Source organism: Kitasatospora sp. NPDC059088, from assembly GCF_042738155.1.
GTDB lineage: Bacteria > Actinomycetota > Actinomycetes > Streptomycetales > Streptomycetaceae > Kitasatospora.
The window spans coordinates 10,892-23,942 of sequence record NZ_JBHYGR010000045.1 but is presented as its reverse complement, the minus strand read 5'-3'; the positions used below and the strand labels follow the sequence as shown (position 1 = coordinate 23,942).

Genomic DNA, 13,051 nt, shown 5'->3' with positions numbered 1-13,051 from the left:
ATTGACCCGCCCCCCCCCTTTAAAAAACGTTCTTTTGGGGTGGCCGGGGACTGTTGTTTAAAAGACACCCCCCGGGGATGGGTCCGGGGGCCCCGGCCCCCTGGCTGTCCCGACCTAGATCGGAACGACGGATCAGTGGCCGCCCTGCTCCGCGAGACGCTTGACCGAAGCGGTGACCTCGGCCTCGGCCTCGACACGGCCGACCCAGTTGGCGCCCTCGACCGACTTGCCCGGCTCCAGGTCCTTGTAGACCTCGAAGAAGTGCTGGATCTCCAGGCGGTCGAACTCCGACACGTGGTGGATGTCGCGCAGGTGCTCCCAGCGCGGGTCGGTGGCCGGGACGCACAGCAGCTTGTCGTCGCCGCCGGCCTCGTCGGTCATGTGGAACATGCCGATGGCACGGCACTTGATGAGGCAGCCGGGGAAGGTCGGCTCGTCCAGGATGACCAGGGCGTCCAGCGGGTCGCCGTCCTCGCCGAGCGTGCCCTCGACGTAGCCGTAGTCGGCCGGGTAACGGGTCGACGTGAAGAGCATCCGGTCGAGCCGCAGACGGCCGGTCTCGTGGTCGACCTCGTACTTGTTACGAGAGCCCTTCGGGATTTCGATAAGGACGTCGAATTCCAACGGTTCCTCCAAGGTAGGGACTGACAGAATCCAAGTGTCTCCTACGGGAGTGAGTGCTGGGGAAAGGGGCCGGTCGGTGGGAGCTGGGGCGGGGGCGGCGCGGCGCCGCGGGGGGACGGCCGCGGGGCTGTGCGGAGCGGCCCTTCTGGTCGCCGGGGCGGTGCTGGGCGGGGGCGGTGCGTACGCGCAGCCGTCCCCCTCGCCGGGCGGTGGCGATGGTGCCGGCGGTGTCAGCGGTACGCCGGTCGCGCGCCCGGTGCCCGCCGCGGGCGCCGTGCTGGCCGTCGCCGGGGACGGCCCGGAGGCCGCCGTCCCCACCGCGCAGGGCCTCCAGCAGGCGCTGGCCCCCGCACTCGCCGACAGGAGCCTGGGCACCGTGACCCTCGCCGTCGCGGACGCCGCCGGCGGGCAACTCCTGTACGGCTCCGACGAGAACACCCCGGTCACCCCGGCCTCCACCACCAAGCTGGCCACCTCGGTCGCGGCCCTGTCGCTGATCCCCGCCGACACCCGGCTCACCACCCGGGTGGTCCGCGGCACGGACCCGGGCAGCATCACCCTGGTCGGCGGCGGGGACCCGACGCTCACCGCGCTGCCCGCCGACCAGGTGCAGATCGGCGGCCGGCCCGTCGACGCCGACACCGCGCCCGCCTCGCTGGAGGAGCTCGCCCGACAGACCGCCACCGCCCTCAAAGCGGCCGGGACCACGACGGTCCGGCTGGGCTACGACCTGTCGCTGTACCCCGACAGCACCCAGCAGCGGAAGCCCGACAACGAGAACCTCGCCCTGGTCGTCCCGCTGATGGCGGACGAGGCCAAGGTCGACCCGAAGAGCAAGGACGAGGCCCCGCTCCGGGTCGCCGACCCGGCGGGCGCGGCCGCCACGGCCTTCGCCACGATGCTCGCCGCCCAGGGCGTCACCGTCGAGGGCAGGGCCAGGCCGGCCGCCTCCCCGGCCGCCGCGGACGCCCCCGTCCTCGGCAAGGTCGACTCGCCGACCGTCGCCCGGCTGGTCGAGCGCCTGCTCACCACCTCGGACAACCAGCTCGCCGAGGCGATCGCCCGTCAGGTCGCCCTCGCCGGGCACCAGCCGGCCGGCTACGAGGGCGCGGCGACCGCCGTCGTCAAGGAGCTCGGCAGACTCGGTGTGCCGATGACCGGCGTGGTCCTCAACGACGGCAGCGGCCTGAACACGGACAACCGGATCCCGCCCGCCGTCCTGGTCCGGATCCTCGCGTTGGCCTCCTCCGACCAGCACCCCGCGCTGCGCCCGGTCCTCACCGGCCTCCCGGTGGCCGGTTTCACCGGCACCCTGGCCAAGCGCTACGGCTCGGGCTCCGGCGCCGCCGACGCGGCCGGCCTGATCCGCGCCAAGACCGGCAGCCTCAGCGGGGTCAACACCCTCGCGGGCACCGTGGTGGACGCCGACGGCCGCCTGCTGGCCTTCGCCGTGATGACCCGCACCACCGCGCCGGCGGACACCGCCCGCGCCGCCATGGACCGGATCGCCGCCCGCCTCGCCTCCTGCGGCTGCCACTGACCGACCCCGGTTCCGTTCCCCCCGTCCGCCGCCGGGCCGACCGCCCGGCGGAGGCCGGCCGGAGGGGCGGCCGGGGCGGCGCCCGCCGGGCCGTAGGGGGCCCGTGGAGGGCGGGTTCGAGCGGGCCCGGAGGCGGGCAGGGTGTTCGTGGCGGGTGGCTGCCGTTGATGGTGGGGAGCACGTACGGTGAGGGCATGACGAGCGCGAGCGGCGGGGCTGACATGGTCGACTGGAATCTCGCGGTCGCTACTGCGACCAGGTTGGTGCGGCCGGGGCCGGAGGTGAGCCGGGCCGAGGCGGCGGCGGTCGTCGCCGAGCTGCGCCGGCACGCGCTGGAGGCCGAGGAGCACGTGCGGGTGTTCACCGGGATGCGGTCGAGCAGTCTGGCCGCGGCCGCCGCGACGCCGGTGCTGGTGGTGGACCGCCCGGGCTGGGTCCGGGCGAACGTGGCGGGCTTCCGCACGGTGGTCCAGCCGCTGGTGGAGAAGCTCCAGGCGCGGCGGGCCACCGGCGCGGCGGCGGGCGTCTTCGGGGCGGTGGGGGAGAAGGCCACCGGGATCGAGGTCGGCGCGCTGCTGGCGTTCCTGTCCACCAAGGTGCTGGGCCAGTACGAGACCTTCGCCCCGGCCGAGCCCTCGCTGGAGGCGCCGGACAGCCCGGCGGCGCTGTTCGACAAGCCGCGGCTGGGCCCGGAGGGCCCGGGGCCGGGCCGGCTGCTGCTGGTGGCGCCGAACATCGTGCACGTCGAGCGCGAGCTGGACGTCGACCCGTCCGACTTCCGGCTCTGGGTCTGCCTGCACGAGGAGACCCACCGCACCCAGTTCACCGCGGTGCCGTGGCTGCGCGACCACATCCAGTCCGAGGTGCAGTCCTTCCTGGCCGAGACGGACGTGGACCCGGGCGCGCTGCTGGAGCGGCTGCGCGACGCGGCGGGCTCGCTCGGCGCCGGCCTGCCGGGCACCGGCGCCCGGGAGGGCCGGGACAGCGCCTCCGGCGGGAACCTGCTGGAGATCGTCCAGTCGCCCGCGCAGCGCGAGATCCTCGGCCGGCTGACGGCGGTGATGTCGCTGCTGGAGGGTCACGCGGACGTGGTGATGGACGGCGTCGGCCCGGCCGTGGTGCCGACGGTGGCGGAGATCCGGGAGAAGTTCCAGCAGCGCCGTGACCGCGGGGCGAACCGGCTGGACCTGATGCTGCGCCGGCTGCTGGGCATGGACGCCAAGCTGCGGCAGTACCAGGACGGCGCGGTGTTCGTCCGGGCGGTGGTGGAGCAGGTCGGCATGGAGGGCTTCAACCGGGTGTGGACGTCCCCGAACACCCTGCCGACCAAGGACGAGATCCACGACCCGGCCGCCTGGGTCGCCCGGGTCGGCCGCTGAGGCCCTCGGGGAGGCCCTCGGGAGGCCCCGATCGGGCATTCCCGGAGTACCGGGGGACCGCCGTCGGTCGGCGGCGGTCAAACCCGCTCGTACGAGTGGTCCAATCGGGCAGATGATGGGTGAAGATACGTTTCTCCATTCACCCGTACGTGGGACGGTGGTCGTACCGGTGGCGCGGGTGGCGTAGCGGCCCGCCACTTTCTGCCACCATCTGTGAGCGCCCGGTAACGCGGCGCTATCCAGGTGCGCGGTTCCGGCCGCCCGCCGCAGCCCTGTCCCCTCCGTCGAGGAGTCGTCCGCCGTGGGCCCTCACCCCGCCGTCGCCGCGATACGCCTGGCCGTTCGCCGTACGCTCACCGACCTCGCCGCCGAGGCCGGTACCACCTTCACCGCGCCCGTGCGCGAACCCCGCGGGCGCCCCGCCGGGGCGCCGCTGGTCGGTGCCGCCGTCGGCACCACCCTGATCGGCAACGCCGCCCGCCACCCCTCCGGGCTGCCGCGCACCCCGGCCGCCCCCGGCTCGCCGCTGGTCCTGGTCGCCGTCAGCGGCGGCGCGGACTCGATGGCGCTGGCCATCGCTACCGCCTTCGAGGCCCCCAAGATCGGTCTGCGGGTCGGCGCCGTCACCGTCGACCACGGCCTCCAGGACGGCTCCGCCGACCGCGCCGCCCAGGTCGCCGAGCGCCTGCGCTCGCTGGGCCTGGACCCGGTCGAGGCCGTCCCGGTGCGGGTCGGCCGGGCCGGCGGCCCCGAGGCCGCCGCCCGGGACGCCCGCTACGCCGCCCTGGACGAGGCCGCCGAGCGCCACGGCGCGATCGCGGTGCTGCTCGGCCACACCCGGGACGACCAGGCCGAGACCGTGCTGCTGGGCCTGGCCCGCGGCTCCGGCTCCCGCTCGCTGGCCGGGATGCCGGCCCAGAAGGGCCGCTACCGCCGCCCGCTGCTGGAGCTGGACCGGGCGGCCACCCTGCAGGCCTGCTCCGCCCAGGCGATCCCGGTCTGGGACGACCCGCACAACTGTGATCCCGCCTACACCCGCTCCCGGGTCCGCCACGAGGTGCTGCCGGTGCTGGAGAAGCACCTCGGCGGCGGCGTGGTCGAGGCGCTGGCCCGCACCGCCCGGCTGTTCCGGGACGACGCCGACGCCCTCGACCAGTGGGCCTCGCTGGCCGAGCGCGACCTCCGTACGGGCGAAGGCACCCTGGACGCCGTGAAACTGGCCGAACTGCCGCCCGCCGTCCGGCGCCGGGTGCTGCGGCGGGCGGCGCTGCGGGCGGGCTGTCCGGCCGGGGACCTCTTCGCCCGGCACCTGGAGACGGTGGACCTGCTGGTCACCGGATGGCGCGGCCAGGGGCCGCTGCACCTACCCGGGGGCGTCGAGGCCACCCGTAGGTGTGGCACGCTGGTCTTTCGGCGGCAGGGCGACTGAGGGCGAGGCACGTCCCGGGGGAGCCGGCCGCCGGCCACACAGACCCCGAACGTTTGAGGACGTATCCCCGGTGGACCAGAACGACATGGGCGCTGACCTCGCGAAGGTGCTCATCAGCAAGGACGAGATCGACGCCAAGCTCCAGGAGCTGGCCGAGCGAATCGACCGGGACTACGCAGGCAAGGACCTGCTGATCGTCGGCGTCCTCAAGGGGGCCGTCATGGTGATGGCCGATCTGGCCCGGACCCTGCACTCGCAGGTCACGATGGACTGGATGGCCGTCTCCTCGTACGGCATGGGGACCAAGTCCTCCGGTGTGGTGCGCATCCTGAAGGACCTGGACACCGACATCGCCGGTCGGGACGTCCTGATCGTCGAGGACATCATCGACTCCGGTCTGACGCTGTCCTGGCTGCTGGGCAACCTGGGCTCGCGCGGCCCGGCCTCGCTGGAGGTCTGCACCCTGCTGCGCAAGCCGGACGCGGCCAAGGTCGAGATCGACGTGAAGTACGTCGGCTTCGACATTCCCAACGAGTTCGTGGTCGGCTACGGCCTGGACTACGCGGAGAAGCTGCGTAACCTCCCCTTCATCGGGACCCTCGCCCCGCACGTCTACGGCGGTTGAGGGCTCCGTTCGGGCTATGGGCGGGAACAGAGGGTTGTTCCCGCCCGTTGGACCGGGGGACAAAGAAGCTGAGCCGTGTCGCCGTGCTCCCGCCATGGGTGGGTGCGACTGCGGTACGGTCCAATAAACCGCTCTTCACATGAGCATCGATTCGGATTGCGCCGCGGCCCAAAGCCTCCCGGCGCCGCTGAGTGGCAGGAGGGACGGGGCGGCAACGCTCCGCATGGATGGACGTCAAGCGATACTTCCGTGCGCCGATCATGTGGATCGTGCTGGCTGTCCTCGCCGTCATCGTACTGATGCAGGTCGTTTCGGACTCGAACGGCTACAAGACGGTGGACACCGGGCAGGTCGTCGCAGCGATCGATGCGCACAACGTCAAGTCGGCGCAGATCACCACCGGTGACTCGAACACGATCAAGATCCAGTTGAAGGACGGCGCCACGCTGTCCAACGCCGGTACGGGCAAGGTCCCGTCCGGCAACAAGTTCCAGGCCTCGTACATCGGTGACCAGGGTGTGGCGATCGCCGACAAGCTGCAGGCCCAGATCAACGACAAGGACCCGAACACCCTCGCCGAGGGCTACACGGTCAGTCCCGAGAAGCAGAGCACCTTCGTCAGCCTGCTGCTGTCGATGCTGCCGATCGTGATCATCGTCCTGGTCTTCCTGTTCCTGATGAACCAGATGCAGGGCGGCGGCTCGCGCGTCATGCAGTTCGGCAAGTCCAAGGCCAAGCTGCTCACCAAGGACACCCCGAAGACCACCTTCTCGGACGTCGCGGGTGCCGACGAGGCGGTCGAGGAGCTCCACGAGATCAAGGAGTTCCTCCAGGAGCCGGCCAAGTTCCAGGCCGTCGGCGCCAAGATCCCCAAGGGTGTGCTGCTCTACGGCCCGCCCGGGACCGGCAAGACCCTGCTGGCGCGTGCCGTCGCGGGCGAGGCCGGGGTGCCGTTCTACTCGATCTCCGGCTCCGACTTCGTCGAGATGTTCGTGGGTGTCGGCGCCAGCCGCGTCCGCGACCTCTTCGAGCAGGCCAAGGCGAACGCTCCGGCGATCATCTTCGTCGACGAGATCGACGCCGTCGGCCGGCACCGCGGTGCGGGTCTCGGCGGCGGCCACGACGAGCGCGAGCAGACCCTCAACCAGCTGCTGGTCGAGATGGACGGCTTCGACGTCAAGGGCGGCGTGATCCTGATCGCGGCGACCAACCGCCCCGACATCCTGGACCCGGCGCTGCTGCGCCCGGGCCGCTTCGACCGGCAGATCGCGGTCGAGCGTCCCGACCTCCAGGGCCGTCTGGACATCCTCAAGGTGCACCAGAAGGGCAAGCCGATCGCGCCCGACGTCGACATGTCGGCCGTCGCCAAGCGCACCCCCGGCTTCACCGGCGCCGACCTCTCGAACGTGCTCAACGAGGCCGCGCTGCTGACCGCCCGCTCGGACAAGAAGCTGATCGACAACGGCATCCTGGACGAGGCGATCGACCGCGTCGTGGCCGGTCCGCAGAAGCGCACGCGGATCATGTCCGACAAGGAGAAGAAGATCACCGCGTACCACGAGGGCGGTCACGCCCTGGTCGCGGCGGCCTGCCAGTACAGCGACCCGGTGCACAAGATCACGATCCTGTCCCGCGGTCGGGCCCTCGGCTACACCATGGTGCTGCCGGAGGAGGACAAGTACTCCACCACCCGCAACGAGATGCTCGACCAGCTGGCCTACATGCTGGGCGGGCGCGCGGCGGAGGAGCTGGTCTTCCACGACCCGACCACCGGTGCCTCGAACGACATCGAGAAGGCCACCGCCACGGCGCGGGCCATGGTCACCCAGTACGGCATGACCGAGCGCCTGGGCGCGATCAAGTTCGGCAACGACGCTTCGGAGCCCTTCCTCGGCCGTGAGATGGGCCACCAGCGCGACTACTCGGAAGAGGTCGCCGGGCTGGTCGACGAAGAGGTCAAGAAGCTCATCGAGAGCGCGCACAACGAGGCCTGGGAGATCCTGGTCGAGAACCGCGACGTGCTCGACAACCTGGTTCTGGAGCTCCTGGAGAAGGAGACCCTGAACAAGGAGCAGATCGCCGAGATCTTCGCCCCGATCGTCAAGCGCCCGGCCCGGCCGGCCTGGACGGGCTCCGCCCGTCGCACGCCGTCCACCCGGCCGCCGGTGCAGTCGCCGAAGGAGCTGGCGCTCACCAACGGCGCCGCCGCCTCCGACACCGCTCCGGTCGACATCGTGAAGCTCCCGCCGCTGCCGGCGGCCGAGCCGCCGACCGAGGGCTGAGCCGCACTCCGGTAGGAATGGATGCCGCGTCACCAGGGTTTGTACCCTGGAGGCGCGGCATCCGTGCTGTTCAGCCAGAGTCTTCCCACGAGTAAGCGAGGCCCGCATGATCGACCCGGTGACGCTCGACGGTCCGCCCGCCGTCGGTGCCTTCGACCAGAAGCGGGCCGAGAACGCCATCCGTGAGCTGTTGCTCGCGGTCGGGGAGGATCCCGACCGCGAGGGCCTGCTGGAGACGCCGGCCCGGGTCGCGCGGGCCTACAAGGAGATATTCGCGGGCCTGTGGCAGGAGCCCGAGGACGTCCTGACCACCACCTTCGACCTCGGCCACGACGAGATGGTGCTGGTCAAGGACATCGAGCTGACCTCGGTCTGCGAGCACCACCTGGTGCCGTTCCGCGGCGTCGCGCACGTCGGGTACATCCCGTCCCCCAGCGGCAAGATCACCGGGCTGTCCAAGCTGGCCCGGCTGGTCGACGTCTACGCCCGCCGGCCGCAGGTGCAGGAGCGGCTGACCAGCCAGGTGGCCGACGCGCTGATGCGGATCCTGGAGCCGCGCGGGGCGATCGTCGTGGTCGAGTGCGAGCACATGTGCATGTCGATGCGCGGCATCCGCAAGCCCGGCGCCAAGACCATCACCTCCTGCGTGCGCGGCCAGCTGCGCGACCCGGCCACCCGGGCCGAGGCGATGAGCCTCATCATCGGCAGGTAGCGGCAGGCAGTAGGGGCATCGGTCGCCAGGCGGCGACCGGTCCCGGCTCAGGGCACCTCGGGCTCCGCGTGCGGCGGGGCCGGGGTGCCCAGTGCGTTGCGGCGCTCCGGCATCCGCAGCGTGACCATCCGGCGCCAGCCGAAGGCCCGGTCGTACAGGTAGAGGGCGTGCACCCCGAGGGTGACCACGGCCAGCTGCCAGCGGGGCCAGCGCAGGATCCGCGCCATCCGGGCGGTGACGGCGAGGCCGACGTCCCGGTGGGTGCGGATCTCGCCGCGGGCGCAGGTCTCCAGGGTGTGCCGGACGTACGGTCCGTGGCCGTCGGCGACCAGCCGCAGCAGCTCCTCGTGGCAGTAGGCGAGGTGGTTGTCCTCGTCGGCGGAGATCATCCGCATCGCCCGGCCGAGGTCGGGGTTGTCCCCGTACACCTTGACCAGCTGGCGCATCTGCTCGGCGGCGCGCTGCTCGGTGACCCGGCTGTGCGCGAGGTAGGTGATGATCTCGCGGTCGGTCAGCGGGGCGTCGCCGAGCAGCCGCTCGTGGGACAGGCCGACGCCCTGGCGCTCCAGCAGCATGCAGTAGTCGGCCTCGTCCGGGACGGGCACCTTGGGCAGTCCGCGCTTGTTCAGCAGCTGGGTGAAGATCCGGCCGTGCTTGCGCTCGTCCGCGCCGTGCCGGGCGACCTTCGGGGCGAGCACCGGGTCCGGGGTGAGGGCGGTGATCCGCTCGTTCTCCCAGCCGCCCTGGTCCTCGCCGCCGGCCGCGATGCTGCAGAACAGCTGGTAGGCCTGGTCGTTCCGGTAGATCTCGTTGAAGAGCGATCTGGTGCTCAGCACGGCGCCTCCTGCGCGGATCCGGGGCGGCGCCCGCCGGTGGTCGGGCGGGCGGCCGCGATACGTCCCCCCGAACCGCCGGCCGGCCGGGCCGACCGGCGGGTAATCACCCGCACGCCTCAGCCGAGGTGGGAGCCCAGCCACTCCAGCGAGGCCGGCAGCTCCCGCGTCCAGCTGTCGAAGTTGTGGCCGCCGTCGTCCAGGTACAGCGACTCCACCTTGAACTGCGGATTGGCCGCCGCGACCTGGGTGGCCTGGTCGACGAACTGGACGGTCTGCGGGTAGTCCGACTCCTTGCGGGTGGAGACCACCAGCAGGTTGAGCGGCGGGGCCGGGAGGTTCTGCAGCCGCCAGCCGAGGTCGTGCTGCTGGGTCAGGGCCTTGTCGCCGTTGAAGAGGTCGCCGCCGGTGTACTGGTCCTGGCGCACCGCGAAGTCGCCGTGCAGGCCCGCGGCGCTGCCGTAGACGTTCGGGAAGCGCATCGACAGCCGCATCGCGCAGCTGCCGCCGGTGGAGTAGCCGAACAGGCCCCAGGAGGCGGCCGAGCGGCCGAGCCGGTACGCGCTCTGCAGGGCCTCGGGCACGTCCTTGACGAACCAGGTCTCGCTGCGCGGCCCGCCGGGGACGTCCACGCACTCGGTGTCCCGGGCCGGGACCACCGACGGGCGGGCCAGCACCAGGACGGTCGGCGGCATCTTGCCGGAGCGCTGCAGCTCCACCGCGGTCTGCACCAGCGGCAGCTCCTTGAGCAGGTTCAGGGTGGTGCCCGGGAAGCCGGCCAGGGCCACCACGGCGGGGAAGCGGACCAGGGCGAACTTCGGGTCGAAGTACTCGGGCGGCAGGTAGACGAACATCTGGTCGGAGAAACCGGTCTCCTTGCCGTTGACCCGGACCGACTCGATCTTCCCGACCTCCTCCGGCGGGCCCTTGGGGAGGTTGGGGGCGCTCTCCATGCCGCCCTCGTTGGTCGGCCGGACCAGCTGGTCGGAGACCGGGGTGCCGCCCTTGTGGTTCTCGTTGCCGGCCAGCGCGAGCTTGGCGCCGCCGGGGCTGAGCAGGTCGTCCCAGGAGGTGTAGAAGCCGAAGGAGTTGTTCACCGACAGCGCCAGCACCGCGAGGATCGAAACCTGAACGACGGTCAGCAGCCCGATCCTGCCGAGCACCGGGAGCGGGCGCTGCCGGGCCAGCCGGGGCCAGATCCACAAAGTGGTGAGCAGGGCCGCGGCCCCGAGTGCGAGCAGCGCGTTCACCAGCACGTTGCTGGTCAGTTCCATGCCGTCGGCCTTCCGGTGGGACACTGTCGATGCAGGCTTCATCGTCTGGCGGGCCGTCAGGCCGGGCCACCGCAGCTAGGCTGTCCGGACGTCCCGGCTGGGTCGGGAGGGTGGGGGGAGGTCCGGGGCAACCGGCGCCCTAGAATGCGGCGTCCACCGTACGTACGACGTACCGGAGGGCCCTGCCCCGCCACGCGGCGGCGGACCCACGGCTCCCACCCCCGGCTCAACCCGCAGCGCGCCCACGGCACCGGATTACCGTCCGTTTCCGGATCCTTGGTATGCGCATTGCCCGATGAAGGAATACGCATGAAGGTCCATCACACGTGCTCCCCCGGAGTGAACGGACACCGCCCCGCAGCCTCTACGCTGAGCTTCCATGAGCGTTCCCGTGTCCGTTGAGCCGAGCCCCGAGCAGCCGCCGCGCCGTCGGCGCGGCCTGCAGACGCTGCGCAACCAGGCGGCCGCCGTCCCGAGGGCCTGGCTCCCCGGTGCCGTCGGCTACGCCTGTCTGCTGATCGGGCTGGTGGACATCGCCAGCGCGGTGTTCCCCAAGCTCCGGCACACCAAGATGCACACCTTCGCCGGGCAGCTGCCGGGCGGCACCACCAGCCTGGCCGCGGTCGGCACGCTGATGGTCGGCATCCTGCTGGTGCCGCTGGCGCACGCGCTGCGCCGGCGCAAGCGGCGGGCCTGGCGGGCGGTCTGCGTGCTGCTGCCGCTCAGCGCCTCGCTGCACATCGTGCGCTGGCACCAGATCGGCCCGGCGGTCGTCTCGCTGGTGGTCCTCGCCGTGATGCTGGTGCACCAGCGCGAGTTCTACGCCAAGGCCGACCCGCGCACCCGCTGGGGCGCGGTGGTCAACCTGGTCGTCATGGGCGTCCTCAGCGTGCTGCTCGGCCTGCTGATCGTGAGCACCCGCACCAAGTACGAGGTCGGGCACCCCGCCCTGCTGGAGCGGCTGCAGCACGTCGGGTACGGGCTGTTCGGCTTCGAGGGCCCGGTCCGCTACAACAACGCGCGGATGTCCGACCTGGTCGCCTACCTGCTCGGCGGCCTCGGCCTGCTGACCGCCTTCACCACCGCCTACCTGGCGCTGCGCCCGGGCAAGCCCAAGCCGGAGCTCACCGCCGAGGACGAGGAGAAGGTCCGCGAGCTGCTCAAGCGGCACGGCGAGCGCGACTCGCTCGGCTACTTCGCGCTGCGCCGCGACAAGAGCGTGCTGTTCTCGCCCACCGGCAAGGCCGCGATCTCCTACCGGGTGGTCTCCGGCGTGATGCTCGCCTCCGGGGACCCGGTCGGCGACGTGGAGGCCTGGCCGGGCGCGATCAAGGTGTTCATGGCCGAGGCCCGCGAGCACGCCTGGGTGCCGGCCGTGATGGGCTGCAGCGAGGTCGGCGGCGAGGTCTGGACCCGCGAGGCGGGCCTGGACGCGCTGGAGCTGGGCGACGAGGCGATCGTCGACACCGCGACCTTCTCGCTCGCCGGCCGGGCCATGCGCAACGTCCGCCAGATGGTCAAGCGGATCGAGCGCAACGGCTACTCCTGCAAGGTGCGCCGGGTCTCCGACCTCACCGTCGAGGAGAAGTACCGGATCGCCGACGCCGCCGCCCGCTGGCGCGGCACCGACACCGAGCGCGGCTTCTCGATGGCCCTGGGGCGCTTCGGCGACCCGCTGGACGACGACTGCGTGGTGGTCACCGCCCACAAGGCCCCCGAGGAGGGCGAGAGCGGCGACGACCTCAAGGCCGTGCTGCACTTCGTGCCCTGGGGGCCGGACGGCATCTCGCTGGAGCTGATGCGCCGCGACCGCGCCGCCGACCCGGGCCTGAACGAGCTGCTGATCGTCGCCGCCCTCCAGGAGGTGGGCGCCCTGGGCATCCGCCGGGTGTCGCTCAACTTCGCGATGTTCCGCTCCGCGCTCGCCCGCGGCGAGCGGATCGGCGCGGGCCCGGTGCTGCGCGCCTGGCGCGGACTGCTGGTGTTCCTGTCGCGCTGGTTCCAGATCGAGTCGCTGTACAAGTTCAACGCCAAGTTCCAGCCCGAGTGGGAGCCGCGCTTCCTGGTCTTCCCGAGCACCCGGGACCTGCCGCGGATCGGCTTCGCCGCGATGCAGGCGGAGGCCTTCATCACCCTCGGGATGCCGCGCTTCGGCCGCAAGCGCCAGCGCGAGGGCCTGATGCCCGTCCCGTCGACCCGCGAGGTCGGCGAGGCGGCCTGAGGCCGGCCCGCACCCTTCGGGGGGGGGGGGGGGGGGGCGGCCGGGCGGGGGGGGGGGGCCGGGCGGGGGGGGGCGGGGGTCCTCGACCTCACCCCGGCCACGCCTGGCTGCGAGCTGGGCCAGACCCCCCGC

10 protein-coding genes are annotated in these 13,051 nt (G+C 72.2%); 7 read left to right on the top strand and 3 right to left on the bottom strand.

Annotated elements, in window-relative coordinates:
- Positions 1–132: 132 nt before the first annotated feature.
- A complete protein-coding gene (locus ACFWXO_RS21300) occupies positions 133–624 on the bottom strand; it encodes an inorganic diphosphatase (protein WP_350517236.1) in 492 nt (163 codons plus the stop codon).
- A 256-nt stretch (positions 625–880) separates the two neighbouring features.
- Between ACFWXO_RS21300 and dacB the strand changes: the two genes are divergently transcribed.
- The 6 genes from dacB (at position 881) to folE (ending at position 8,591) form a co-directional block, all read left to right on the top strand.
- Positions 881–2,164, top strand: coding sequence for a D-alanyl-D-alanine carboxypeptidase/D-alanyl-D-alanine-endopeptidase (dacB, locus tag ACFWXO_RS21295; protein ID WP_380525368.1), 1,284 nt, complete (start codon positions 881–883; stop codon positions 2,162–2,164).
- 194 nt (positions 2,165–2,358) lie between these two features.
- On the top strand, positions 2,359–3,543 hold the full coding sequence (locus tag ACFWXO_RS21290; RefSeq protein WP_375888750.1) for a zinc-dependent metalloprotease: 1,185 nt from the start codon (positions 2,359–2,361) through the stop codon (positions 3,541–3,543).
- A gap of 301 nt (positions 3,544–3,844) precedes the next feature.
- Positions 3,845–4,972 carry a tRNA lysidine(34) synthetase TilS gene (gene tilS / locus ACFWXO_RS21285; RefSeq protein WP_375888749.1) on the top strand — a complete coding sequence of 376 codons (1,128 nt, stop codon included), beginning with the start codon at positions 3,845–3,847 and terminating at the stop codon, positions 4,970–4,972.
- 70 nt (positions 4,973–5,042) lie between these two features.
- A complete protein-coding gene (gene hpt / locus ACFWXO_RS21280) occupies positions 5,043–5,597 on the top strand; it encodes a hypoxanthine phosphoribosyltransferase (protein WP_363441651.1) in 555 nt (184 codons plus the stop codon).
- A 227-nt stretch (positions 5,598–5,824) separates the two neighbouring features.
- Complete coding sequence (ftsH, locus tag ACFWXO_RS21275; RefSeq protein WP_375888747.1) at positions 5,825–7,879, top strand: ATP-dependent zinc metalloprotease FtsH; 2,055 nt, start codon at positions 5,825–5,827, stop codon at positions 7,877–7,879.
- Between the two features lie 106 nt (positions 7,880–7,985).
- Positions 7,986–8,591 (top strand): GTP cyclohydrolase I FolE, encoded by a 606-nt coding sequence (gene folE, locus ACFWXO_RS21270; RefSeq protein ID WP_350509225.1) that lies wholly within the window; start codon positions 7,986–7,988, stop codon positions 8,589–8,591.
- A 47-nt stretch (positions 8,592–8,638) separates the two neighbouring features.
- Here folE and ACFWXO_RS21265 read toward each other — a convergent pair whose 3' ends face one another.
- Together ACFWXO_RS21265 and ACFWXO_RS21260 are read right to left on the bottom strand one after the other, a co-directional pair.
- Positions 8,639–9,427: a ferritin-like domain-containing protein gene (locus ACFWXO_RS21265; protein WP_380525367.1), complete on the bottom strand. Its 789-nt coding sequence runs from the start codon at positions 9,425–9,427 to the stop codon at positions 8,639–8,641.
- Positions 9,428–9,543: 116 nt separating this feature from the next.
- A complete protein-coding gene (locus tag ACFWXO_RS21260; protein ID WP_375888743.1) occupies positions 9,544–10,698 on the bottom strand; it encodes an alpha/beta hydrolase in 1,155 nt (384 codons plus the stop codon).
- A 379-nt stretch (positions 10,699–11,077) separates the two neighbouring features.
- Here ACFWXO_RS21260 and ACFWXO_RS21255 point away from each other — a divergent pair, with 379 nt between their 5' ends.
- Entirely contained in the window at positions 11,078–12,919 is a 1,842-nt protein-coding gene (locus ACFWXO_RS21255) for a phosphatidylglycerol lysyltransferase domain-containing protein (RefSeq protein ID WP_380525366.1), read from the top strand.
- Positions 12,920–13,051 lie beyond the last annotated feature (132 nt).